General features: G+C 73.4%; 18 protein-coding genes. 8 read left to right on the top strand and 10 right to left on the bottom strand.

Annotated features, from left to right (window positions below):
- Positions 1–6 precede the first annotated feature (6 nt).
- Genes ACQP1P_RS47150 through ACQP1P_RS47140 form a run of 3 tightly spaced genes read left to right on the top strand, consistent with a single transcriptional unit; the run spans position 7 to position 4,517 of the window.
- Positions 7–1,137, top strand: a complete 1,131-nt coding sequence (locus ACQP1P_RS47150) for an ATP-binding protein (protein ID WP_433081802.1) — start codon at positions 7–9, stop codon at positions 1,135–1,137.
- The gene (locus ACQP1P_RS47145) at positions 1,127–3,346 is read left to right on the top strand and encodes a DUF5682 family protein (protein WP_433081800.1); all 2,220 of its coding nucleotides are present in this window, start codon (positions 1,127–1,129) and stop codon (positions 3,344–3,346) included. Before ACQP1P_RS47150 ends, ACQP1P_RS47145 begins: the two co-directional genes overlap by 11 nt.
- A complete protein-coding gene (locus ACQP1P_RS47140; protein ID WP_433081798.1) occupies positions 3,339–4,517 on the top strand; it encodes a VWA domain-containing protein in 1,179 nt (392 codons plus the stop codon). Before ACQP1P_RS47145 ends, ACQP1P_RS47140 begins: the two co-directional genes overlap by 8 nt.
- On the opposite strand, the gene ACQP1P_RS47135 is transcribed toward ACQP1P_RS47140, so the two are convergent.
- The 10 genes from ACQP1P_RS47135 to ACQP1P_RS47090 all read right to left on the bottom strand — a co-directional run bounded on the left by ACQP1P_RS47135 (position 4,502) and on the right by ACQP1P_RS47090 (position 17,438).
- On the bottom strand, positions 4,502–5,710 hold the full coding sequence (locus ACQP1P_RS47135) for an ATP-binding protein (protein WP_350613984.1): 1,209 nt from the start codon (positions 5,708–5,710) through the stop codon (positions 4,502–4,504). The two genes, ACQP1P_RS47140 and ACQP1P_RS47135, sit on opposite strands and share 16 nt — an antisense overlap.
- 258 nt (positions 5,711–5,968) lie before the next feature.
- A complete protein-coding gene (locus ACQP1P_RS47130) occupies positions 5,969–6,838 on the bottom strand; it encodes an LppU/SCO3897 family protein (RefSeq protein ID WP_433081796.1) in 870 nt (289 codons plus the stop codon).
- 119 nt (positions 6,839–6,957) lie between these two features.
- The gene (locus tag ACQP1P_RS47125; RefSeq protein ID WP_433081794.1) at positions 6,958–10,167 is read right to left on the bottom strand and encodes a UvrD-helicase domain-containing protein; all 3,210 of its coding nucleotides are present in this window, start codon (positions 10,165–10,167) and stop codon (positions 6,958–6,960) included.
- A 36-nt stretch (positions 10,168–10,203) separates the two neighbouring features.
- Positions 10,204–11,436, bottom strand: a complete 1,233-nt coding sequence (locus tag ACQP1P_RS47120; RefSeq protein WP_433081792.1) for a metallophosphoesterase — start codon at positions 11,434–11,436, stop codon at positions 10,204–10,206.
- Positions 11,437–11,440: 4 nt separating this feature from the next.
- Positions 11,441–11,686, bottom strand: a complete 246-nt coding sequence (locus tag ACQP1P_RS47115) for a MoaD/ThiS family protein (RefSeq protein ID WP_433081790.1) — start codon at positions 11,684–11,686, stop codon at positions 11,441–11,443.
- A complete protein-coding gene (moaA, locus tag ACQP1P_RS47110) occupies positions 11,683–12,720 on the bottom strand; it encodes a GTP 3',8-cyclase MoaA (RefSeq protein ID WP_433081788.1) in 1,038 nt (345 codons plus the stop codon). Before moaA ends, ACQP1P_RS47115 begins: the two co-directional genes overlap by 4 nt.
- Before the next feature lie 19 nt (positions 12,721–12,739).
- Positions 12,740–13,600, bottom strand: coding sequence for a fructosamine kinase family protein (locus tag ACQP1P_RS47105; protein WP_433081786.1), 861 nt, complete (start codon positions 13,598–13,600; stop codon positions 12,740–12,742).
- Positions 13,600–14,040, bottom strand: a complete 441-nt coding sequence (locus ACQP1P_RS47100) for a hypothetical protein (RefSeq protein ID WP_433081784.1) — start codon at positions 14,038–14,040, stop codon at positions 13,600–13,602. Before ACQP1P_RS47100 ends, ACQP1P_RS47105 begins: the two co-directional genes overlap by 1 nt.
- Positions 14,015–15,670: a GTPase gene (locus tag ACQP1P_RS47095; protein ID WP_433081782.1), complete on the bottom strand. Its 1,656-nt coding sequence runs from the start codon at positions 15,668–15,670 to the stop codon at positions 14,015–14,017. The genes ACQP1P_RS47100 and ACQP1P_RS47095 overlap by 26 nt, the downstream gene beginning before the upstream one ends.
- 70 nt (positions 15,671–15,740) lie before the next feature.
- A complete protein-coding gene (locus tag ACQP1P_RS47090; RefSeq protein ID WP_433081780.1) occupies positions 15,741–17,438 on the bottom strand; it encodes an ABC transporter in 1,698 nt (565 codons plus the stop codon).
- A gap of 343 nt (positions 17,439–17,781) precedes the next feature.
- Between ACQP1P_RS47090 and dnaK the strand changes: the two genes are divergently transcribed.
- The 5 genes from dnaK to ACQP1P_RS47065 all read left to right on the top strand — a co-directional run bounded on the left by dnaK (position 17,782) and on the right by ACQP1P_RS47065 (position 22,726).
- Entirely contained in the window at positions 17,782–19,653 is a 1,872-nt protein-coding gene (gene dnaK, locus ACQP1P_RS47085; protein WP_433081778.1) for a molecular chaperone DnaK, read from the top strand.
- A complete protein-coding gene (gene grpE / locus ACQP1P_RS47080) occupies positions 19,650–20,303 on the top strand; it encodes a nucleotide exchange factor GrpE (RefSeq protein ID WP_433081776.1) in 654 nt (217 codons plus the stop codon). The genes dnaK and grpE overlap by 4 nt, the downstream gene beginning before the upstream one ends.
- Positions 20,304–20,328: 25 nt before the next feature.
- Positions 20,329–21,558: a molecular chaperone DnaJ gene (dnaJ, locus tag ACQP1P_RS47075; RefSeq protein ID WP_433081774.1), complete on the top strand. Its 1,230-nt coding sequence runs from the start codon at positions 20,329–20,331 to the stop codon at positions 21,556–21,558.
- Complete coding sequence (locus ACQP1P_RS47070; RefSeq protein WP_433081772.1) at positions 21,548–21,997, top strand: heat shock protein transcriptional repressor HspR; 450 nt, start codon at positions 21,548–21,550, stop codon at positions 21,995–21,997. The genes dnaJ and ACQP1P_RS47070 overlap by 11 nt, the downstream gene beginning before the upstream one ends.
- Before the next feature lie 297 nt (positions 21,998–22,294).
- A complete protein-coding gene (locus ACQP1P_RS47065; RefSeq protein ID WP_433081770.1) occupies positions 22,295–22,726 on the top strand; it encodes a hypothetical protein in 432 nt (143 codons plus the stop codon).
- The last annotated feature ends 31 nt before the right edge of the window (positions 22,727–22,757 follow it).

The raw sequence follows: 22,757 nt of genomic DNA, 5'->3' as shown, positions 1-22,757 counted from the left end.
GCCAGCGTGACCAGCACAGTCGATGTCACCGCCGCCCACGTCGCCGGCGCGCCCGTCGCCGAGACGGTGCAGCGGCGGCACGCCGAGGACGAGTTCGCGGCCGAGCTCATCGCGCTCGCGGCCGGCGACGAGCGGCCGCGCCCGCCGGGGTGGCGGCTCTCGCCCTCGGCCGTGGTCACCTACCTGCTCGGCGGCGAGGCGGCCGACGGCACCGCGATCACGCCGAAATACGTCGGACCGCGGCGGCTCATGGAGGTCGCCGTCGCCACCCTCGCCACCGACCGCGCGCTGCTGCTGCTCGGGGTGCCCGGCACCGCGAAGACCTGGGTCTCCGAGCACCTGGCCGCGGCGATCAGCGGCGACTCGACGCTGCTCGTGCAGGGCACGGCCGGCACGCCCGAGGAGGCGATCCGCTACGGCTGGAACTACGCCCGCCTGCTCGCCGAGGGGCCGAGCCGGGCCGCGCTGGTGCCGAGCCCGGTGCTGCGCGCGATGGCCGACGGGCGGATCGCACGCATCGAGGAGCTCACCCGGGTGCCCTCCGACGTGCAGGACACGCTGATCACGATCCTGTCGGAGAAGACCCTGCCGGTGCCCGAGCTCGGGCAGGAGGTCCAGGCGCGCAAGGGCTTCAACGTCATCGCCACCGCCAACGACCGCGACCGCGGCGTCAACGAGCTCTCCTCCGCGCTGCGGCGCCGGTTCAACACCGTGGTGCTGCCGGTCCCGGCGGGCGTCGAGGAGGAGGTCGACATCGTCGCGCGGCGCGTCGCGGCGCTCGGCAAGGCGCTGGAGCTGCCCGAGCTGCCGCCGGCCGCCGACGAGATCCGGCGCGTGGTCACCGTCTTCCGGGAGCTGCGCAACGGGGTCACCGAGGACGGGCGGACCAAGCTCAAGTCGCCCAGCGGCACGCTGTCCACGGCCGAGGCGATCTCGGTGGTCACCAACGGCATGGCGCTCGCCGCGCACTTCGGCGACGGGGTGCTGCGGGCCGGGGACGTGGCCGCGGGCATCCTCGGCGCCGTGGTCAAGGACCCGGTGTCGGACCAGGTGGTGTGGCAGGAATACCTCGAGACGGTGGTGCGCGAGCGCGAGGGCTGGCGGGACTTCTACCGAGCGGCCCGCCGTGGCGAGTGAGCCGTTGCTGCTCGGGATTCGCCACCACGGGCCGGGGTCGGCCCGGGCGGTGCGCCGGGCGCTGGCCGAGTTCCAGCCCGAGGTGGTGCTGATCGAGGGGCCGCCGGAGGCCGACGCGCTCGTGCCCTTCGCCGGGGACGAGGACATGCGGGCGCCGGTGGCGCTGCTGGCCTACCCCGCGGACAACCCCGACCCGAAGCTGCGCGCCTCGTTCTGGCCGCTGGCCGAGTTCTCGCCGGAGTGGCAGGCGATCCGGTGGGCCGTGGCGCGCGAGGTGCCGGTGCGGTTCGTGGACATGCCGGCGGCCGTGCGCCTGGCGTCCCCGCCGCCGGCCCCGCAGTCCGACGACGACGTGCGGCTCGACCCGCTCGGTGCGCTGGCGGAGGCGGCCGGCTACGACGATCCCGAGCGCTGGTGGGAGGACGTGGTCGAGCACCGGGTCGACCAGTCCCCGTTCGCGGCCATCGCCGAGGCGATGACCGTCGTGCGGGCGCACGCGCCGGTCCCGGGCGAGGCCGAGCGGGTCGAGGAGGAGCGGCGCGAGGCCTACATGCGCATCGGGCTGCGCGCGGCGCTCAAGGAGTTCGAGCGCGTGGCCGTCGTGTGCGGGGCCTGGCACGTGCCCGCGCTGACCGGACCGCTGCCGAGCGCCGCGGCCGACAACGCCGTCGTGCGCGGCCTGCCGAAGGTGAAGGTCGCGATGACCTGGGTGCCGTGGACGCACGCGCGGCTGGCGTCCTGGCAGGGCTACGGCGCCGGCGTGCGCTCCCCCGGCTGGTATCACCACCTGTTCACCTCCGTCGACGCGCACGTGATCGAGCGCTGGCTGGTGCGGGCGGCCGGGGTGCTGCGCAAGGACGGCGTGCCGGTGTCCAGCGCCCACGTCATCGAGGCGACCCGGCTGGCCGAGGCGCTCGCGACCATGCGCGGGCGGCCGCTGGCCGGGCTCGCCGAGGTCACCGACGCGGCCCACGCGGTGCTCTGCGACGGCGACGACCTGCGGCTCGCGCTCATCAACCGGCGGCTCGTGGTCGGCGACCGGCTCGGCCGGGTGCCCGACCAGACGCCCGGGGTGCCGATCGCCCGGGACGTCGCCGGCAGCCAGCGGCGGCTGCGGCTGCCGCCCCGGGTCGAGCGCCGGGAGCTCAAGCTCGACCTGCGCCAGCCCTTCGACCTGGAGCGCAGCCGGCTGCTGCACCGGCTCCGGCTGCTCGGCGTCGAGTGGGGCAAGGTGCTGGCGGCGGCCAAGGGCAAGGGCACGTTCCGCGAGGAGTGGGAGATCGCCTGGCAGCCCGAGTTCGCGGTCGACCTGGTGGAGGCGGGCGCCTACGGCACCACGGTGCTCGAGGCCGCCACGGCCCGGGTCGCCGAGCAGGCCCTGGCCGCCGCGACCCTGGCCGACGTGACCACGCTGGTGGAGCGGTGCCTGCTCGCCGAACTGCCGGACGCGCTGCCCGGGGTGCTCGACGCGCTCGACGAGCGGATGGCCCTCGACGCCGACGTGGCGCACCTGATGGACGCGCTGCCGGCGTTGGCGCGCACGTTGCGATACGGCGACGTGCGGGGTACCGACCTTTCGGCGCTCCGCGAGGTCACGCTCGGGATGATCACCCGGATCTGCGTGGGGCTGCCGGCGGCGGTCGGCGGGCTCGACGACACCGCCGCGGCGGTCATGCGCGACCGGATCGACGGGGTGCAGGGCGCGCTCGCGCTGGTCGACGACCCCGAGGCGCACGCGCGCTGGCAGGCGGTGCTGTCCGGGCTGGCCACCCGCGACGACCTGCACGGCCTGCTCACCGGGCGGATGAACCGGCTGCTGCTGGACGCGGGCGCCGTCGACTCCGACGAGATCGGGGCGCGGATGGCGCTCGTGCTGACCGTCGGCGTGCCGGTGGCCCGCACGGCGGCCTGGATCGAGGGCTTCCTCGCCGGCGACGGGCTGCTGCTGGTGCACGACGAGCGGCTGCTGGCCCTGGTCGACGCGTGGCTGACGGGCATCCCGGCCGAGGCGTTCCTCGAGGTGCTGCCGCTGCTGCGGCGGACGTTCAGCGGCTACCCGGCGCCCCAGCGGCGCATGATCGGCGAGCGCGCGGCCGGCATCGGCACCGGGCGCCCGGGCGCGGGCGCCGACGACGAGATCGACGCGGCCCGCGGCGCGTTGCTGCTGCCGGTCGCGGCGCGGCTGCTCGGGAGGGAGCTGCATGTCTGAGGACGAGGGCGACGAGCGGCTGCGGCGCTGGCGGCTCGCGCTGGGCGGGGCCCCCGGGGCCGAGGGCACCGGCTACGGGCTCACCGGGACGGACGCGGCGGTCGACGCGGCCCTCGGCGCGCTCTACGACCAGGGCGAGGACGGGACGTCCGGGCCGCGCGGGGCCGGGCTCGGGGCGTCGGCGCCGCGGGTGGCCCGGTGGCTGGGCGACATCCGGCAATACTTCCCGTCGACCGTCGTGCAGGTGATGCAGGCCGACGCGATCGAGCGGCTCAACCTGACCCGGCTGCTGCTGGAGCCCGAGATGCTCGACGCCGTCGAGCCCGACGTGCACCTCGTGGGCACGCTGCTGTCGCTCAACCGGGTCATGCCCGACAAGAGCAAGCGGGCCGCCCGCAAGGTGGTGGCCAAGGTCGTCGCCGAGCTCGAGCGGCGCATCGCGCAGCCGACACGCACCGCGCTGAGCGGGGCGCTGAACCGGGCCGCGCGGATCAACCGGCCGCGGCACCACGACATCGACTGGCACCGCACGATCCGCGCGAACCTCAAGCACTACCAGGCCCGGCAGCGCACCGTCGTGCCGGAGCGGTTGATCGGCTACGGCCGGCGGGCTCAGGCGGTGCAGCGCGACATCGTGCTCTGCGTCGACCAGTCGGGGTCGATGGCGGCCTCGGTGGTGTATTCGGGCGTCTTCGCGGCGGTGCTGGCCTCGATGCGCTCGATCAAGACGTCGCTGGTCGTGTTCGACACGGCGGTGGTGGACCTGACCGATCGCCTCAGCGACCCGGTCGACGTGCTGTTCGGCACCCAGCTCGGCGGCGGCACCGACATCAACCGGGCCATCGCCTACGGCCAGCAGCTCATCACCCGGCCCCGGGAAACGATCTTCGTGCTGATCAGCGACCTCTACGAGGGCGGTGTGCGCGAGGAGATGCTGCGGCGGGTCGCGGCGATGACGGCGGCCGGCGTGCAGGTGATCACGCTGCTGGCGCTGTCCGACGAGGGCGCGCCGGACTACGACCGGGAGAACGCCGCGGCGCTGGCCGCGCTCGGGGTGCCCGCGTTCGCGTGCACGCCGGACGTGTTCCCGGAGCTCATGGCGGCCGCGATCGAGCGCCGCGACCTGCGGGGCGTCGTGGAACGGGCGGAGGCCCGTCACTCGGCCGGCTGAGTCCGCAGATAGCGGGCGAAGTGGGGGACGGTGAAGGCGACCGTTCCCCGCTCGCCCGAGTAGATCAGGCCCTTCTTGATCAGGGCGTCCCGGGCGGGTGACAGGCTCGCGGGCTTGCGGCCGAGGGTGCGGGCGATCTCGGCGGTCGGCACGGCCTCGGAGACGTCGACGGCCGGCAGCAGGGTGGCCATCGTGCGCATGTACTCGCGCTCGGCCGGGGTCGCCCGCTCGTAGCGGGAGCCGAAGAACCCGACCGCCAGCTCCGCCTCGGCCTCGGGCGCCGCCACGCGCACGTCGGCCGCGGTGATCGGCGAGCGCGGCGCGTGGTCCCAGGTCGCCTTGCCGTAGGCCTGGACGAAGTACGGGTAACCGCCGGAGGCCTCGTAGAGCGCGTCGAGCGCCTTCGCCTCGTATTCGACCTCCTCCCGTTCGGCCGGCGCGGTGAGCGCGAGGTCGGCCGCGATCCGGTCGAGGCGGTCGATGCGCTGGTAGCGGAAGAGCCGCTCGGAGTAGGACTTCGACGCCGACAGCAGCGCCGGCACGTGCGGCAGCCCGGCCCCGACCACGATCAGCGGCGCCCCGGTCTGGGACAGCTCGTGGCAGGCGGCGCAGAGCGCGGAGATGTCGTCGGCCGCGAGGTCCTGCAGCTCGTCGATGAAGAGCGCCACTCCGGTGCCGACGTCACTGGCCACGCTCGCCGCGTCGGTGAACAGCTCGACGAGGTCGATCTCGATGTCGCCGGAGTCGGCGCGCCCGACCGCGGCCGGCACGTCGATGCCGGGCTGCCAGCGGTCGCGCAGCTTGGACGGCGGCTTGCGCGGGTCCTCGCGCAGCGCGAAGGCCTTGAGCACGCCGAGGAACTCGTCGATCCGGTCGGGCGCGCGGTGCTGCGGGGCCAGCTCGCGCACGGCCATGTGCAGGGCGGCCGAGACCGGGCGGCGCAGCGACTGGTCCGGCCGCGCCTCGATCTTGCCGGTGCCCCACAGGTGCGAGATGGCCTCGGAGCGCAGGGTGTTGAGCAGCACCGTCTTGCCGACGCCCCGCAGCCCCGTGAGCATGAGCGAGCGCTCGGGGCGCCCGCGCGCCACGCGCTCCAGCACGATGTCGAACGCGTGCAGCTCGCGGTCGCGGCCGGCGAGCTCGGGCGGGCGCTGACCGGCGCCGGGAGCGTAGGGATTGCGAACCGGGTCCACGAATCGCACAGTATCGGGCTTTCTAGCGCGCAGGCTAGAACCGCGTAGAGGAACCTCTACGGCGTGTCGTCGTGGAGCATCTACGGCTTTCTAGCGCGCACGCAAGACAGCCTTATAAGGCACCATCGAAGCATACCGAACACGCGTTCGATGGCTGGCTCGAACTAATGTACTACACCCCCGCGGGAGCGCGTGGCAAGGGGGGCCGAAAACGCAAGACGGCCCGGGCAATCGCCCGGGCCGCCGTGTTTTCGCAGGTCAGCTACGCAGCTTGAGGCAGAGCACGAAGTCGTTCGCGTCCGTCGGGCTGTCGAAGAAGTAGTTGTGGGAGTAGCCCGGCGTGCCCTCGCACTTGTTCTTGTCGGACGTGCCGGGGATGCGCTTGAGCACCTCGTAGGTGCCGGGCCCGCACTGGACCTTCTGCATCTGCGGCTTGTCGTTGCTCGTGCCGACGTTCTTGAGGCACTCGCCGACCTGGACCGAGGCCGCGTCGCCGGCCGACACGCCGGCCTTGGTCGGCGAGGAGCCCGCGCTCGGGGCGGCCGACTGACCGGCGCCGTTGCCCGCGGGGGTCGACGTCTCGGGCTTGGACGAGCCCGAGGCGGCCGGGGCGTTGGTGTCGGCCTTCTTGTCCTTCAGCACGTAGTAGTACACGCCGACGCCACCGCCGCCGCAGAGCAGCAGCACGAGGAAGGCGACCAGCGCGATCGTGCCGCCCGAGCGCTTCTTCTTCTCCGGCTCCGGGGACGGGCCCCACTGCGGCGGCCCGTCGTTGTAGCCGCCGGGCTCGTCGCCGTAGGGCTGGTAGCCGCCGCCCGGCTGCTGGTAGGTGCGGTCGTCGTATCCACCGCGCCGGTCGTCGTAGCCCTGGCCCGGATAGCCGCCCTGGTTGCCGTAGCCCCCGCCGCCCTGGCCGTAACCGCCGCCCTGGCCGTAACCGCCGCCCTGGCCGTAACCGCCGCCCTGGCCGTAGCCGCGGTCGCCGTAGCCCCCGCCGCCGCCCTGGCCGTAGCCCTGGTCGCCGTAGCCCTGGTCGCCATAGGGGTCGCGCTGACCGCCTTGACCCTGCCCCCATGGATCCTGAGGCTGACCCTGGTACGGTCCGCCCGGCGGTCCGTAACCCGACATGATGTCCTCCTGGTCGTCCTGCGGCCGGTGGTCGGCTTGCTGAGCCTATCGGCGTCAATGCAGCTACGGTAGCTCTCCCACTCACCCCCTTGGCCTCACGGATCCGCGCCAAAAGTGGTTCAGATCAGGCGCAACTGTCGATCTTTGGGCTTGCGGGGAGCCGCGGGACCACGCCGTTCGAGCAGGCCCGGGTCGATGACCGACAGGAACGGTGACGGGGACATGTCGCGCTCGGATCCAAAGCGGAAACGGGTGCGGCTGTGCGACACGAAGAGCCGATCCTGGGCGCGGGTGAGCCCGACGAAGAACAGCCGGCGCTCCTCCGCGACGTCGTCGTCGGTCTGCTGGGCGCCGGCGTAGGGCCGCAGGGGCAGCAGGCCGTCCTCGACGCCGACCAGGAACACGACCGGGAACTCGAGGCCCTTCGAGGCGTGCAAAGTCAGCAGGTTCACCCGGTCGGCGCGCGGGTCCCAGCCGTCCACCTCGGCCCCGGTGGCCAGCGCGCCCAGGAACTCCTCGAGGTCGTCGCGGGCCCGCAGCGCGAGCGGGGTCATCAGGTCGACCGCGTTCCACACGTCGGCCTCGCTCAGCGTCATCAGGTCGCTGTCGAGCGTGCCGCAGCGGCCGGCGACGACCTGTCCGGCGAGGCGGACCCGGGCCGCGATCGAGCCGCCGAGGCCTTCGGCGAAGCGCAGCTCGCGGGCGATGGCGGCGACGCCCGGGCGGTCCAGGAGCCGGTCGTGCGAGCGCTTCTGCACGGGGACACCGGCCCGGCTGAGCGCGTCCACGATCGGGGCGGCCTGGGAGTCGGTGCGGTACAGCACGGCGATGTCCGAGAACGACATCGCGCCCACGGTGGCCCGCGAGTCGACGCGGTTGTCGTGTGAGCGGTGCGACAGGCCGCCGACCAGCTCGTCGACGGTACGCACGACGAAGTCCGCCTCGTCGGCGACCGAGGTGGCCGGGTACACCCCGACGACCGGCGCCTCGAGGTCCAGGCGGGCCGGGTCGAGCCGGCGGCCCGGCACCAGGGTGGTCGGGGCGATCGCCTGCACCGCGGCGGCCAGGATCGGCGCCGACGAACGGTAGTTGCGGGTCAGCCGGACCACCCGGGCGTCGACCTCGGACGTGGAGAAGTCGCCGGTGAAGCGCAGGAAGAAGGAGACCTCGGCGCCGCGGAACGAGTAGATCGCCTGGTCCGGGTCGCCGATCGCGCACAGGTTGCCGCCGGGCGGGCAGAGCAGCCGCAGCAGCTCGTACTGCACCGGATCGACGTCCTGGTACTCGTCCACGAAGATCCACCGCCAGCGCGCCCGATACCGCTCGGCCAGCGCCGGCGTCTCCCGCAGCAGCTGCACGGTGAGCGTGAGCAGCTCGTCCAGCGACACCAGATCCTTCGCCCGCAGCGCCTTGGCCAGCGTCTCCCGCGTGGCGGGCTCCATCGCGTTGAGCGCCTTGCGCGCCTCCCGCTCGCCCAGCGGCTCGAGCGCGGCCAGCAGGTCGGTCTCCTCGGCGATGCGGAACTGCGGCGTGAGCCCGACCGCGGCCGCGTTCTCGCGCAGCACCGACAGGCCCAGCGAGTGGAACGTGGAGACCGTCACCGCCTCGGTGACCGGCCCGAGCAGCACCTCCAGGCGCTCGCGCAGCTCCTCGGCGGCCCGGCGGGTGAACGTGATCGCCAGGCACTCCTCCGGATACACGCCCAGCTCGGCGCAGAGGTAGGCGACCCGGTGGGTCAGCGTGCGGGTCTTGCCCGTGCCGGGGCCGGCCACGATGAGCAGCGGGCCGCCGGGCGCCGAGGCCGCGACCCGCTGCAGCGCGTCGAGCCGGTCGAGCAGCCCGGTCCCGACCTCCTCCATCCCGGCGAGCATCGGCTCCAGGGGCTCGTGCGGCGAGGGCGGCGCGGAGATCGGCGGGGGCGGCGGCGGGGCCTCGGCGGGGGCGGCCCGGCGCTTCTTCGGCTGGGCCTTCGCGGCCGGCTCCGCCCTGCGCTGCTTGGGCACGGCCGGCATCGGCACGTCGAACAGCACATCCTCGTGCGCGTTCCCGCGCAGCTCGGAGGGGTCGAAGAGCTTGATGACGCCGTACTCCCCGTCGAACCCCGGCGTCCGCCGCACCTGCCCGCGCCGCAGCCGCGCGATGCCCTCGCCGAGCAGCTCGCCGCCGGCCCGCGCGATGTCCTCGACCGGCACCGAGCGCAGGATCGACAGCTCCGGCCCGAGCTCGGCGACCAGCGCGTTGAGCTTCTCGTCGACGGTCTTCGACTTCGGCCCGACCCCGTTGATCTCGCCGAGGATCTCGTGCAGCTGGATCAGGTGGGTGACCCCCGGCGCGCCCGGCGGTGTGTAGCCCTCGGGCCGGTCCGCGAGCTCCTCGACCCGGTGCAGCACGCCGACGGTGAGTGGCTTGCCGCACTCGGGGCAGCGGCCCTGGGCCTCGCGGGTGCGGGCGGGGGGCCAGTTCACGTCGCAGGCGCGGTGGCCGTCGGCGTGGTACTTGCCCTCCTCCGGGAAGAACTCGAGCGTGCCGACCAGCCCCTGACCGGTCCGCAGCATGTCGCGCACGCCGAGGTAGGACAGGTCGCCGTCGAGCACCGTGGCCTCGCGGGCGAGCGCCGGCGCCGAGTGCGCGTCGGAGTTCGACACCAGCCGGTACCTGTCCAGCGACGACACCCGCCAGTTCATCTCGGGGTCGGAGGACAGCCCGGTCTCGACCGCGAAGATGTGCTCGGCGAGATCGGCGTAGCAGTCGGCGATCGCGTCGAAGCCGGACTTGGAGCCGAGCGCGGAGAACCAGGGCGTCCAGATGTGCGCCGGCACCAGGAAGCCGTCCGGGCTCGCCTCCAGGGTGATCTCCAGCAGGTCGCGGGAGTCCAGGCCCAGGATCGGGCGACCGTCCGAGCCCAGGTTGCCGATGCGCCCGAGCGCGGTGTTGAACCGCTGGACCGCGTCGAAGTCGGGCTGGTAGATCAGGTGGTGGACCTTGCGCGTACGGTCGTCGCGCTTGTAGATCGTGGAGATCTCGACCGACAGCATGAACCGCACGGCGGAGTCGGCCACGCCGAGGCGGCCGGGCAGCCGGCGCAGGATGTCGGCCTCGCGGTCCGGGTGCAGCCGGTAGAGGCCCGGCTCGGCGGGGACCAGCGCCTCGCGCAGGTGGTCGAACCAGGCCGGGTGGGTGAAGTCGCCGGTGCCGAGCAGCGCGATGCCCTTGCGCCGCGCCCACCAGGTGAGCGTCTCGATGCTGAGGTCGCGACTGCACGCCCGGGAGTACCGCGAGTGGATGTGCAGGTCCGCGACGAACGAGTCGGAGGCGACGTTCGAAGGCACGCTGCATCCTGTCACAGGCGCCCCACGCGTTTCCGGCTACGCGCCGTGCAGCTCGATGATCGAGATGTCCGGCGGTGCGCCGAAGCGGACCGGCGGGCCCCAGAAGCCGGCGCCGCGGGTCACGTAGACCTGGGTGCCGTCGACGGTGCCGAGGCCGGCCACGACCGGCTGCTGGAGGCCCACGAGCAGGTTGAACGGCACCATCTGGCCGCCGTGGGTGTGCCCGGACAGCTGCAGGTCGACGCCGTGTCGGGCCGCGTCGTGGGCCTGGATCGGCTGGTGGGCGAGCAGCACCACGGGCCGGCTCGGGTCGCGCCCGTCGAGCGCCTTGCCGAAGTCGGGGCCGTCGCCGACGTCCTCGCCGCTGAGGTCGTTCACCCCGGCGAGGTCGAGCCCGAGCACGTCGACGCGCTCGTTGCGCAGGACGCGGACGCCGAGCGAGTTCACCTCGTCGACCCACTCCTGGTAGCCGGAGAAGTACTCGTGGTTGCCGGTCACGAAGAAGCTGCCGTGCTTGCCGCGCAGGTCCTGCAGCGGCTCGGCGGCCTCGCCGAGCTCGGCGACGCTGCCGTCCACGAGGTCTCCGACGACGGCGACGAGGTCCGCGTCCACCGAATTGATCATCCGCACGATGCGCTCCGTGTGCGGGCGGCCCAGCAGCGGGCCGAGATGGATGTCGGACACCACCGCGATGCGGAAGCCGTCCATGCTCGCGGGCAGCTTGGCCAGCCGGATCGGGACGCGCTTGAGATTCGGGGCGCTCATGGCCTGGTACACCCCGATGCCCACGGCGCTCGCGGACAGCACGCCCGCGGTGGCGGCGAGCGACCGGCCGAGCAGCAGGCGCCGGCTCGCGTCGAACCCCGGCTCCTGCGCGACCGGCTTCGGCGGCGCCTCGGCGGCGAAGGACGGATCCTCGTCCGAAACGTCCGTCGGTGCCGCCTGGGGGGTCGACGGCGGCGCGGAGCGGCGCTGCCACAGCAGGATCGCCGAGCGCGGGATCTCCAGGATCAGCAGCGTGACCAGCAGGTAGAACATCACCGCGAGCCAGAGGAACCCCGGCCAGGCCACGATCGCCTGGCGCGAGTGCGGCAGGGTCCGCGACAGCGCCAGGGTCGCCGGGATCACCAGGGCCAGCAGGACCGCGATGACCGAGCCGGCGACGCGGGCCCGGCGGGTGCGGGTGGTGTCCTTGACGAGGCGTTTCCAGAGGTACCAGTGGATGCCCCCGACAACGAGCAGCACCACCACCAGGAGGACGGCGATCACCGGCTCAGCCGCCCGCGAACGGGGGCAGCACGTCGACCGTCGCGGACGCGGGCAGCGCCGCGTCCCGGTCCCGCCAGGCGGTGCCGTCGACCAGGAAGGAGCAGGCGGTGACCACGCCGGCCAGGCGCGGACGGCCGGCGGTCACGGCCGCGACGAGATCGCTCAGCGTCGTGGCCTCGACCTTCTCCTCGGGCACACCGGCGGCCGCGCGGGCCCCCGCGAAGTAGCGGACGAGCAGCAACTGGGTCATCCTCCGATGGCAGACATGGGCCGCGCGGGCTGCAGGAACCTGGGGTCGTTGATGCCGTGGCCGGCCGGCTTGGCCCACATCGCCTTGCGCCAGAGGTCGGCGAGCTCGTCGTCGCCGGCCCCGGCTCGCAGCGCGCCGCGCAGATCCGTCTCGTCCTGGCTGAACAGGCAGGAGCGGATCGCGCCGTCGGCGGTGAGGCGGGTCCGGTCGCAGGCGCCGCAGAACGGGCTCGACACGCTGGCGATCACGCCGACCCGGGCCGGTCCCCCGCCGACCGCGGTGTGCCCGGCCACGACCCAGGTCTCCGCGGGCGCACCGCCGCGCGCGTCCGGATCGGGCGTGAGCGTGAACTCCGCGCGCAGCCGCGCGAGGATCTCGGCGCCGGTGACCATCTCCTCGCGGCGCCAGGTGTGCCCGGCGTCCAGCGGCATCTGCTCGATGAACCGCAGCTCGTAGCCGTGCTCGAGGGCGAGGCGCAGCAGGGGCACGGCCTCGTCGTCGTTGAGCCCGCGCAGCAGGACCGCGTTCATCTTCACCGGCAGCAGCCCGGCCGCGGCGGCCGCGGCGAGCCCGGCGACCACGTCGGCGTGGCGGTCGCGGCGGGTGATCGCCTTGAACCGGGCCGGGTCGGTGGTGTCGAGCGAGACGTTGACCCGGTCCAGTCCGGCCGCGGCCAGCGGCTCGGCGAGGCGGGCGAGGCCGATGCCGTTCGTGGTGAGCATCGTGCGCGGGTGGCCGGGCAGCGCGGCGACCGCGCGGACGATCTCCGTCAGCCCGCGGCGCAGGAGCGGCTCGCCGCCGGTGAAGCGCACCTCGGTCACGCCGAGGTGGTGCACGGCCACGTCGATGAGCCGGACGACCTCGGCGTCGGTGAGCAGCGACGGGCTCGGCAGCCAGTCCAGGCCCTCGGCCGGCATGCAGTACGTGCAGCGCAGGTTGCACCGGTCGGTCAGCGACACCCGCAAATCGGTCGCGACGCGCCCGAACCGGTCGGCCAGGGCGGCCCCGGGTGGCTCGTGCTCCGATTCGGTCATGCGTCGAACGGTACCCGGTTCACAGCGCCCGAAGCAGTGCCCGAACCGACTCCCCGTACGCCGCCCCGAAGAGCGCGGTGTGCACGAGCATCAGATACAGCCGATGCAGCGGTACTCGCTCCTGCCACCCGTCCGCCAGCGGATACGACTCCCGGTAGGCCGCGATGAGCCGATCGTGGTGCGGCACCCCGCCCCACAGCCCGAGCAGCGCCAGGTCGGTCTCGCGGTGCCCGCCGTGCGCGGCCGGGTCGACCAGCCAGCCCCGGCCGGTGTGGTCCCACAGCACGTTGCCCGGCCACAGGTCGCCGTGGATGCGCGACGGGGGCTCGTCGCCGCCGTAGTCCGCGATGTTCGCCAGCACCCGCTCGGCCGCGGCGACGTCGGCGCCGGTGAGCGCGCCGGTGGACGCCTCCAGGAAGGGGCGCAGGCGGTGCTCGGCGAACCACGGGCCCCACGGGCCGGGCGAGGGCTCGTTGGGCATCGGGAGCGTGCCGATGTAGCCGGGCCAGGGCGCCCCGAACGCGTCGGCGCCCGCCCGGTGCAGCCCGGCCAGCCCGCGCCCGAGTTCCTCGGCGCCCCGCCGCGTGGCCTCGCCGTGGTCGATCCACTCCAGCGCCAGCAGGTCCGGCAGCTCGGCGATGATCTCGGGCACCGGGGCGGCGCCCGCCTCCCGCAGCCAGCGCAGGCCCGCGGCCTCGGCGGCGAAGAAGCCCGGCGGTGGGTCGGCGAGCGACTTGGCGAAGAGCGAACCGCCGTCGTCCAGGGTCAGCCGCTGGGCGACGCAGATGGAGCCGCCCGGCACCGGCGTCTCGCGGATGCGCTGGTGCTTGATGAAGACGGGCAGCTGGGCGGGGTGCTCCCGCAGGTACTGCAGGTCCATCACTCGGACCTTTCCAGACGATGGGTCGCGGCGAGGGCCGGTGGCACGACGGCTCCACCGATCAGGCTCAGCAGGCTCAGCACCCGGTCGGCGGTGCCCATGTGCCCGGCGTGCAGGGCGTGGTAGCCGAAGTGCAGGGTGCCGAAGACCGCCGCGGCGATCCCGGTGATCCAGCTGACCGCGGGCTGGTCGGCGATCGCGGCGCCGAAGAACAGCGTGGCGAGGGTGAGCATGGTGGCGCCCAGGTCGACGGTCAGGTGCTGGTTGAACGGCGGGTAGGACGCCGTCCAGTGCAGCCCGAAGCCCGGGAACGTGCCGAAGAAGTGGCGCGGGGCCGCGACCGCCCAGGCGCCCCAGACGAGATTGAGCAGGCCGAGGGCGGTGAAGCCGAGCCGGCGGACCGGTCGGAGGAGGTTACGCGGCGGCGGCAAGGGCGTCACGCGCGTCATCGTACGAGCGCAGCACTTCCTCCACCGGAGCCACGATGTGGGTGCGGGCGACACCGGCGATGGCGTTGCGCATCCGGCGCTCGGCCCGGGCCCGGGCGCGACGGGCGGCGATGGCGGTGAAGGGGCGTACGACGACCGCCAGCAGCAGACCGAAGAGCAGCCCGCCGCCGAGCAGCACGGTGGCCAGCGGAACTCCGGCGCCGACCGTGGGCCCGCTCACGTTGGGCAGGCCGAGCAGGGCGAACACGGCCCGCACGGCGAGCCAGACCAGCCCGGCGAAGGCCACGGCGGCGCCGAGCCACTGCAGCGCGCCGACCAGCCGCCACCAGGCCGGCCGGCGGGCCAGGCCGAGGTCGGCGGAGGCCACGGCGACGTCGAGCGCGTCGGGCACGTCGTCGACCCGCGAGCGCGACGCGTCGGTGATCGCGGCCGGCCACGGCTCCGGCAGCCCCTCGGCCGCGCTCGTGGCGACCTCGCGGGCGGCCAGCGCGACCGCGGCCTTCTGCGCGGCGGTGGAGTCGGGCAGCGAGGTCGCCTCGGGGCGCTCGACGGCCCCGGGCTCCAGGTGCAGCCGCTTGAGCGGGTCGGGGCGCATCCGGCGGGCCCAGCGCAGCAGCGGCCAGCCGAGGGACGCGGCGGCCCGGTGCCTGTAGGTGCGCTCGGTCGCCGCGGCCACGATCGGGGCGCCGGCGGCGTCGGCGAGCGCGGCGGCGAGGCGGTCGACGGTCTGCGGCGGTACACCCGAGGAGACCTTGGCCCCGGAGACGACCAGTGGCTGCAGGGCGGCGACCGCGTCGGTGACGTCGCCGTTGAGGCGCAGCAGCGCGGCCTGGCGGGCGGCGACCGTGCGCTCCAGCGCGACGCGCAGCGGGCCCAGGCCGGGCTGGCCCTTGGCCGAGGTCGCGAAGACCGGCACGCCGCCGAGGCCGTCGTCGTCCAGCAGCCGGCCGAGGTCGGCGATCAGGCGCTCGGAGTCGGCCCGGGTGAGCCGGTCGGCCTGGTTGAGCACGACCACTGTCACGTCGCGGTGGCGCTGGAACTGGGCGAGGTACTGCTGGTGGACGACGCGGTCGGCGTACTTCTGCGGGTCGAGCACCCAGACCACCAGGTCGACCAGGCGCAGGAGGCGGTCGACCTCGAGCCGGTGGCGCTCCTGCACCGAGTCGAAGTCGGGCAGGTCGAGCAGGACGAGCCCGCGCAGGGCCGCCTGGTCGTCGCCGTCCAGCGCGCTCTCGCGGGTGAACCGCCGGTTCGGGGGCACGCCGAGCCAGTCGAGCAGCGGGCCGGCGCCGGCCTGGCCCCACACGCAGGCGTGGGCGACGCCGGTGGTCGGGCGGCGTACCCCGACCCGCGACAACTGGAACCCGGAGACCGCGTTGAACAGGCTCGACTTGCCGCTCCCGGTCGCACCGGCCAGCGCGACGACGGTGTGGGCGCGGGAGAGCCGCAGCCGCTCGCCGGAGCGGTCGATCACGGTGCGGGCCGCGACGAGCTGGTCCTCCGGCACGTGGCCCTCGGCCGCGCCGACGAACCGGTGCAGCGCCTCGACCCGCGCGACGAGCCGGTCCGCGTTCACCGGCGGCCGCGGCACCATCTGCTTCACCCGATCGACCAGGCTCATTATCTGTCGACCTCCGGCCGGGCGTCGTGGATGGCCGCGGTGGAGCCGCGCCGGACGAGGTCGTTCGGGTTCATGTCCGGTCCACCTCCGGCCGGGCGTTGTGGATGGCCGTGCTCAGCGCGCGCAGCCGGGGCGAGAGCTCCTCGTCGATGCCGGCGCCGGTCAGGGCGCTGCCGAAACGGTCGGCCTCGGCGGCGAAGAGGGCCGCGACCCGCTCGGCGAGGCTCTGCCGGGCGCGTTCGGCCAGCGAGCGTACCGCCTGGTCGCCGAAGATCGCCTCGAGCACCTTCTGGGCGGCGATCGTGGTGCCGCCGGCGACCGCGATCTCGGCGCCGGTCGGGATGAACGCCGTCGCGGCGAAGACGCTGACCATCACCAGCAGGCCGGTCGCGTTGACGGCGTAGGCGCTGGCCTTGGCGACCACCCGCTTGTCGCCGGCCTCGGTGCGGACCAGCTCCAGCACCGAGCGCTGCCAGTCGCGCACGAGCCGGTCGATGCGCTCGTCGAGATCCTCGGAGGGGCGCACGAGACCCGGCGCGGCGTCGAGCAGCGCGGCCCCGGCCGGGTGCGCCTTCCACGCGGCCCCGGCCCCCTCGGCGGCGTCGGTGGCGGCCGCCTTGAGCAGCACCCCGAGCCCGGAGCCGAGGGCCTGCTGGAACTGCTCGCCCGGCGCCGGCCGCCCGGTGATCGCGGCCACCGCGCGGTCGCGCAGCTTGCCGACCCGGGCCTGCAGCGCGCGCATGATGTCGCCGGTGCCGACGAGCTCCTGCCACCGGGCCAGCACCTCGCCGCGCAGCAGCGCGCCGTCGTGGATGCCGTGCTCGACCGACTCGGTGGCGGCCCGGTAGGCGACGTGCACCGCCTCGCTCAGCGTCTTGGCCGTCGCGACCTGGTCCTCGGCCGCGGCCGCGAGGATCACCACGTCGACGGTGAGCGCGTCGATGGCCCCGCCGACGGTCTGGCGCACCACGGCCGCGCGGGCCTCGGCGTCGCGGGCGAGCCGGCCCAGCCAGTCGTGCAGCGAGCCGATCTGGGCCTCGCCGAGCAGGCCCTGGCTGTCGAGGCGGGTCTCGGGCAGGACGAAGAGCGGCACCCCGCCCAGGTCCTGCTGGCGCAGCATCTCGGTCAGGTGCGGGGCGATCTCGTCCGCGGCTCCGCCGCCGGGCACCCGGTCGAGCACCAGCGCGACGGCGGTGCCCCGGTTGCGCGCGGTGCGCAGCAGGTTCCAGGGCACGGCGTCGGCGTAGCGGGCCGCGGTGGTGACGAAGAGCCAGAGGTCGGCCGCGGCGAGCAGCTGCCCGGCGAGCTGCCGGTTGGCGTCGACGACCGAGTCGATGTCGGGCGCGTCGAGCAGGGCGAGCCCGGGGGTCAGCGCCTGGGCCGAGACGACCTGCAGCGAGCGGTGGTCGCCGTTCGGGCCGCTGGTGCGGGTCAGCGTGGGCAGCAGGTTGGCGCGGGAGAACCACGACATGTCGGCCGGGTGGCAGACCAGGACCGGGGCGCGGGTGGTCGGGCGCAGCACCCCGGCCGGGCTGATCGGGGTCCGCACCAGGCTGTTGACCAGCGTGGACTTGCCGGCGCCGGTGGAGCCGCCGACGACCACGAGCAGCGGGGCGTCGAGGCGCTCGAGGCGGGGCAGCAGGTAGTCGTCGAGCTGGGCGACCATGCTTTTGGCCACGGTGCCGGCCCGCTCGGCGCTGGCCAGCGGCAGTGTGAACCGGGTCACCCGGACCGTGTCGCGCAGTTCGGTCAGCCGCTCGCGCAGCACGTCACCGGGGGTGTCGCCGCCGTCACGCGGACGTGGTGGACGACCGGACGATGGGTCATCCGACGAAAGGGTCGGGCCCGTCGACCGGGCGGACACCGGCTCGCCCTGTGTGGTCACGGGTAAATCGTCCATGATGTGGCTCGTCAGCGCCATGCAACGGACGTGAGCATCGATGCCACCCAGCGCGACGACATACGGGAATCACCCGGGCCCCGCCGGAGTTGCGTCAGACAGACTCAAGGTTCCACTTGACGATCGAGCGACTCGTGGCACTATTGAGTGACAGTCACTCAACTTCGCGGCCGGCGGTCAACGCCGACTGCCCCATGGAGGTCAAGCAGCTATGGCACGTGCGGTCGGCATCGACCTCGGAACCACCAACTCGGTGGTCAGTGTCCTTGAGGGCGGCGAGCCCAGCGTCATCGCCAACGCCGAAGGTGCGCGCACGACGCCGTCGATCGTCGCCTTCGCCCGCAACGGTGAGGTGCTCGTCGGTGAGGTCGCCAAGCGGCAGGCCGTCACCAACCCGGACCGGACCATCCGCTCCGTCAAGCGTGAGATGGGCACCAACTGGGCCATCGACATCGACGGCAAGAAGTACACCCCGCAGGAGATCTCCGCGCGGGTCCTCATGAAGCTCAAGCGCGACGCCGAGGCCTACCTGGGCGAGCAGATCACCGACGCGGTCATCACCGTGCCGGCATACTTCAACGACGCGCAGCGCACCGCGACCAAGGAGGCCGGCGAGATCGCCGGGTTCAACGTGCTGCGGATCGTCAACGAGCCCACCGCCGCGGCCCTCGCCTACGGCCTGGACAAGGGCTCGAAGGAGCAGACCGTCCTGGTCTTCGACCTCGGCGGCGGCACCTTCGACGTCTCGGTCCTCGAGCTCGCCGAGGGCGTCGTGGAGGTCAAGTCGACCTCCGGCGACAACCACCTCGGTGGCGACGACTGGGACGAGCGCGTGATCGACCACCTGGTCAAGACCTTCCGTGGCCAGCACGGCATCGACCTGTCGGCCGACAAGATGGCCATGCAGCGCCTGCGCGAGGCGGCCGAGAAGGCCAAGATCGAGCTCTCCGCGGCCACCACGACGTCGATCAACCTGCCCTACATCACCGCCGGCCCCGACGGCCCGCTGCACCTGGACACCCAGCTGTCGCGCTCGGAGTTCCAGCGGATGACGCAGGACCTGCTCGACCGGACCAAGGTGCCGTTCGAGTCGGCGATCAAGGACGCCGGGATCAACGTCTCCAAGCTCGACCACGTCATCCTCGTCGGCGGCTCGACCCGTATGCCGGCCGTGACCGACCTGGTCAAGCAGCTCACCGGCAAGGAGCCCAACAAGGGCGTCAACCCGGACGAGGTCGTCGCCGTCGGCGCCGCCCTGCAGGCCGGCGTGCTCAAGGGCGAGGTCAAGGACGTCCTGCTGCTCGATGTCACCCCGCTGTCGCTGGGCATCGAGACCAAGGGCGGCATCATGCACAAGCTGGTCGAGCGCAACACGACCATCCCGACCAAGCGCTCCGAGGTCTACACGACCGCGGACGACAACCAGCCCTCGGTCCTCATCCAGGTCTTCCAGGGCGAGCGGGAGATGGCGGCGTACAACAAGCGCCTCGGCACCTTCGAGCTGACCGGCATCCCGCCGGCGCCGCGTGGCGTGCCGCAGATCGAGGTCACCTTCGACATCGACGCCAACGGCATCGTGCACGTGTCCGCGAAGGACCTGGGCACGGGCAAGGAGCAGTCGATGACGATCACCGGCGGCTCGGCGCTGCCGAAGGACGACATCGAGCGGATGATGCGCGACGCGCAGGACCACGCCGACGAGGACAAGCGCCGCCGCGAGGAGGCCGAGACCCGCAACCTGGCCGAGGCCCTGCAGTGGCAGACCGAGAAGTTCCTGGCCGAGAGCGGCGACAAGATCCCCGCGGAGTCCCGCGAGCAGATGAACGAGGCGCTGGGCGACCTGCGCAGCGCGCTCGGCGGCAACGACACCGAGCGGATCAAGGCGGCGCACGAGAAGCTCGCCCAGGTCTCGCAGCAGGCCGGCAGCGCGCTGTACGAGCAGCAGCGCCAGCAGGCCGCCGGTGACGCCTCCGGTGCCGCGGGCGACGCGCCCGGCGGGGCCGGTGCCACGGGTGCCGCGGGCGGCAACGGCCCCGATGACGTCGTGGACGCCGAGATCATCGACGAGGACAACAAGAAGTGACGGATGCCAAGAAGCCGGCCGCGCCGGAGGCGCCAGAGGCCGAGGCCGTGACGGTCGACGAGACCGTCACGGCGGGAGCCGCGGAGGAGCCGGAGGAGGAGAAGCCGGTGGAGGGCGAGATCGTGGACGAGGAGTTCACGGTGCACGCCCCCGCCGAGGGGCCGAATCAGGCGGCAGCGCAGGGCACCACCGACGACGCGCACCAGCACGGGCTGGGCGCGGAGCTGGCGGCCCTTCGCACCGAGCTCGACGAGCGCACGCGTGACCTGCAGCGGGTCACCGCGGAATACGCCAACTACCGCAAGCGGGTCGACCGCGACCGGGCGCTGGTGGTCGAGCAGGCGAGCGCCAACGTGCTCGGCGCGCTGCTGCCGGTGCTCGACGACCTCGACCGGGCGCGCGACCACGGCGACCTGGTCGGGCCGTTCGGTGCGGTGGCGGAGCAGCTCAACGCCGCACTGACCAAGTTCGGGCTGACCGTCTTCGGGGCCAAGGGCGACCCGTTCGACCCCACCCGCCACGAGGCGGTGGCCCATTTGACCTCGGCCGAGGTGGCCGAGCCGACCTGCATCGACGTGATGCGGCGCGGCTACCTCCTCGGCGAGCGGCTGCTGCGACCGGCGCTGGTCGCGGTCGCCGACCCGGAGTAGACGAACGCCTGGAGGAGGTGGCGCAATGAGTTCGAAGGACTGGTTGGAAAAGGATTTCTACGCGGTTCTGGGCGTCACCAAATCCGCTCCCACCGACGAGATCAAGAAGGCGTACCGGAAGCTCGCGCGGGAGTTGCACCCCGACCGGAATCCGAACAACGCGGCGGCCGAGGAGCGGTTCAAGGCGGTGTCGGAGGCCTATGACGTGCTCTCCGACCCGGCGCGACGCAAAGAGTACGACGAGATGCGGTCGCTGTTCGGCGCCGGCCAGTTCCGCCGCAACGCCCGGGCCGGTGGCCCGGCGGGCGCGGGCGGGCCCGGGTTCGACTTCACCGACCTGTTCGGCAACGCGGGGTCGGCCGCCGGTGGCGGCGCCGGCCCCGCGGGGGCGGGCGGGGACCGGCGCTTCGGCGGCGCGGGCTTCTCGGACCTCTTCAGCTCGATCTTCTCCGGCGGCGGCGCCGCTCCCGCGACCGGACGGCGCAGCCGGGGCCGAGACGTCGAGACCGAGGTCGTGCTCAACTTCGTCGACGCGGTGCAGGGCGCGACGCTGCCGATCACCCTGCGCACGCCCGGCACCTGCGAGACCTGCCACGGCAACGGCGCGGCCCCCGGATCGTCCCCCCGGACGTGCCCGAAGTGCCGCGGCCTCGGCGTCGTGAGCAGCAACCAGGGCTCGTTCAGCTTCACCGAGCCCTGCCGCGAGTGCCAGGGCGTGGGCACCATCGTCGACGAGAAGTGCCCCGAGTGCCACGGGACCGGCGGGGTCACCAAGACCCGCACGATCAACGTGCGCATCCCGGCGGGCGTCTCGGACGGCCAGCGCATCCGGCTGGCCGGCCGGGGTGAGCCGGGGGCGCGGGGCGGGTCGCCCGGCGACCTGTTCGTGCTCATCAAGGTCCGTCCCGACCCGGTCTTCGGCCGCAGCGGTGACGACCTGACGCTGACGGTGCCGGTGACGTTCGCGGAGGCGGCTCTCGGGGCCGACCTGCGCGTGCCGACGCTCGACGCGGCCGTCACGCTGCGGGTGCCCCCGGGCACGCCGAGCGGGCGGACGCTGCGGGTGCGCGGCAAGGGCGTTGCCCGGCGCGACGGCAACGTCGGTGACCTGCTGGTCACCATCGATGTCCACGTGCCGGCCGAGCTGTCCGAGAAGGCGCGGCAGGCTCTGTCCGACTATGCGGCCGCGGCGCCGCCGGCTCCTCGTGAGCGGCTCGACGCGATCGCACGGGAGCGCAGTAGTTATGAGCGATGACGAAGACATCCAGAGCGACGTCTTCATCAGCTTCGATGCCGTCTCCGACGCCAAGGTCCTGATCATCTCGATCGCGGCGCGGCAGGCCGGGATGCACCCGCAGACCCTGCGGCAGTACGACCGCATGGGCCTGGTGCAGCCCGGCCGGACGGCCGGCGGCGGGCGCCGCTACAGCGAGCGCGACGTCGCGCTGCTCCGCGAGGTGCAGCGGCTCAGCCAGGAGGAGGGCGTCAACCTCGCCGGCATCAAGCGGATCATCGAGCTGGAGGGCATGGTCGGCGACCTGCGGCAGCGGGTGGCCGAGCTGGAGGCCGAGCTCGTGCGCACGCGCACGCGGCTGGCCCAGATCGAGGCGGCGGGCTTCCCGCGGCGCGATCTCGTGCCGTCCAACCAGCACCAGACCGCGCTCGTGGTGTGGCGCCCGGCCAAGAATTCCTGACGGACGTTTGGCTCGCGCGCGGCAGGGGCACCACTGGATCAGGGAATGGTGCGGTCGTTCCGGAGGCTGACCGGGGCGGCAAGCGCAAGGGGTGTGGTCACCTCGAGGGGCGTCTCGCAATTGCGAGGCGCCCCTCGTATTTGGTCCACGAAAGGGTGACAAATCCGTCCATGTACGGGTTCACCGTAAGTAAGCGACCGCTTCCCCCCTTCCCATGCAACCTGGTGCCGGGCTAAGTTGTCGCCAAACCAAGGACCCCTGACGGTTGTTCTAACCCGCTGGCCACGGGAGCTGACGGTGAGCGTGACAGAGGCGGGATTCCGGGGCTTCGAGAACCCGGTCGACCCAACCCCGGCGGAGCTGCGTGCCTGGGCCTACCACCCCGACGCGTCGCTGCTGTCGACGATGCCGCCCGACTGGGACCTGCTGGTCGCCGGCGACCGGCTGATCGGCACCCTCTTCGAGCTGGCCATGGACCCGGGCTGCCCGGCGCGCCGCTTCGCCCTGCACTGCCTCTACATCTACGCCGCCGACGGCATCCGCACGCACTTCCGCGCCCACCCGAAGCGGCGGCTGAAGAAGTTCGTCGAGCAGGCCGAGAGCAACGGCGACGAGCTGCTCGGCACGTGGGCGCACAACGCGCGCATGCTCCTGGCCCGCCCCGACCTCTTCGAGTACCACGACTGGTGCGAGGGGGGCCTGGTGCGCCAACCCCGGCGCCTCAGCTGAGCCTAGAGACTTCGATCCCGCTGAGGTCTAC

This window comes from Dactylosporangium sp. CA-052675, assembly GCF_050947935.1.
GTDB lineage: Bacteria > Actinomycetota > Actinomycetes > Mycobacteriales > Micromonosporaceae > Dactylosporangium.
This window is presented reverse-complemented; position numbering and strand designations above follow the sequence as displayed.

Coding starts and splice junctions, on each gene's coding strand:
- ACQP1P_RS47070 (WP_433081772.1), top strand. CDS start 21,548: ATGAGCGATGACGAAGACATCCAGAGCGACGTCTTCATCAGCTTCGAT.
- ACQP1P_RS47095 (WP_433081782.1), bottom strand. CDS start 15,670: ATGAGCCTGGTCGATCGGGTGAAGCAGATGGTGCCGCGGCCGCCGGTG.
- ACQP1P_RS47115 (WP_433081790.1), bottom strand. CDS start 11,686: ATGACCCAGTTGCTGCTCGTCCGCTACTTCGCGGGGGCCCGCGCGGCC.
- dnaJ (WP_433081774.1), top strand. CDS start 20,329: ATGAGTTCGAAGGACTGGTTGGAAAAGGATTTCTACGCGGTTCTGGGC.
- moaA (WP_433081788.1), bottom strand. CDS start 12,720: ATGACCGAATCGGAGCACGAGCCACCCGGGGCCGCCCTGGCCGACCGG.
- ACQP1P_RS47105 (WP_433081786.1), bottom strand. CDS start 13,600: ATGGACCTGCAGTACCTGCGGGAGCACCCCGCCCAGCTGCCCGTCTTC.
- ACQP1P_RS47130 (WP_433081796.1), bottom strand. CDS start 6,838: ATGTCGGGTTACGGACCGCCGGGCGGACCGTACCAGGGTCAGCCTCAG.
- ACQP1P_RS47140 (WP_433081798.1), top strand. CDS start 3,339: ATGTCTGAGGACGAGGGCGACGAGCGGCTGCGGCGCTGGCGGCTCGCG.
- dnaK (WP_433081778.1), top strand. CDS start 17,782: ATGGCACGTGCGGTCGGCATCGACCTCGGAACCACCAACTCGGTGGTC.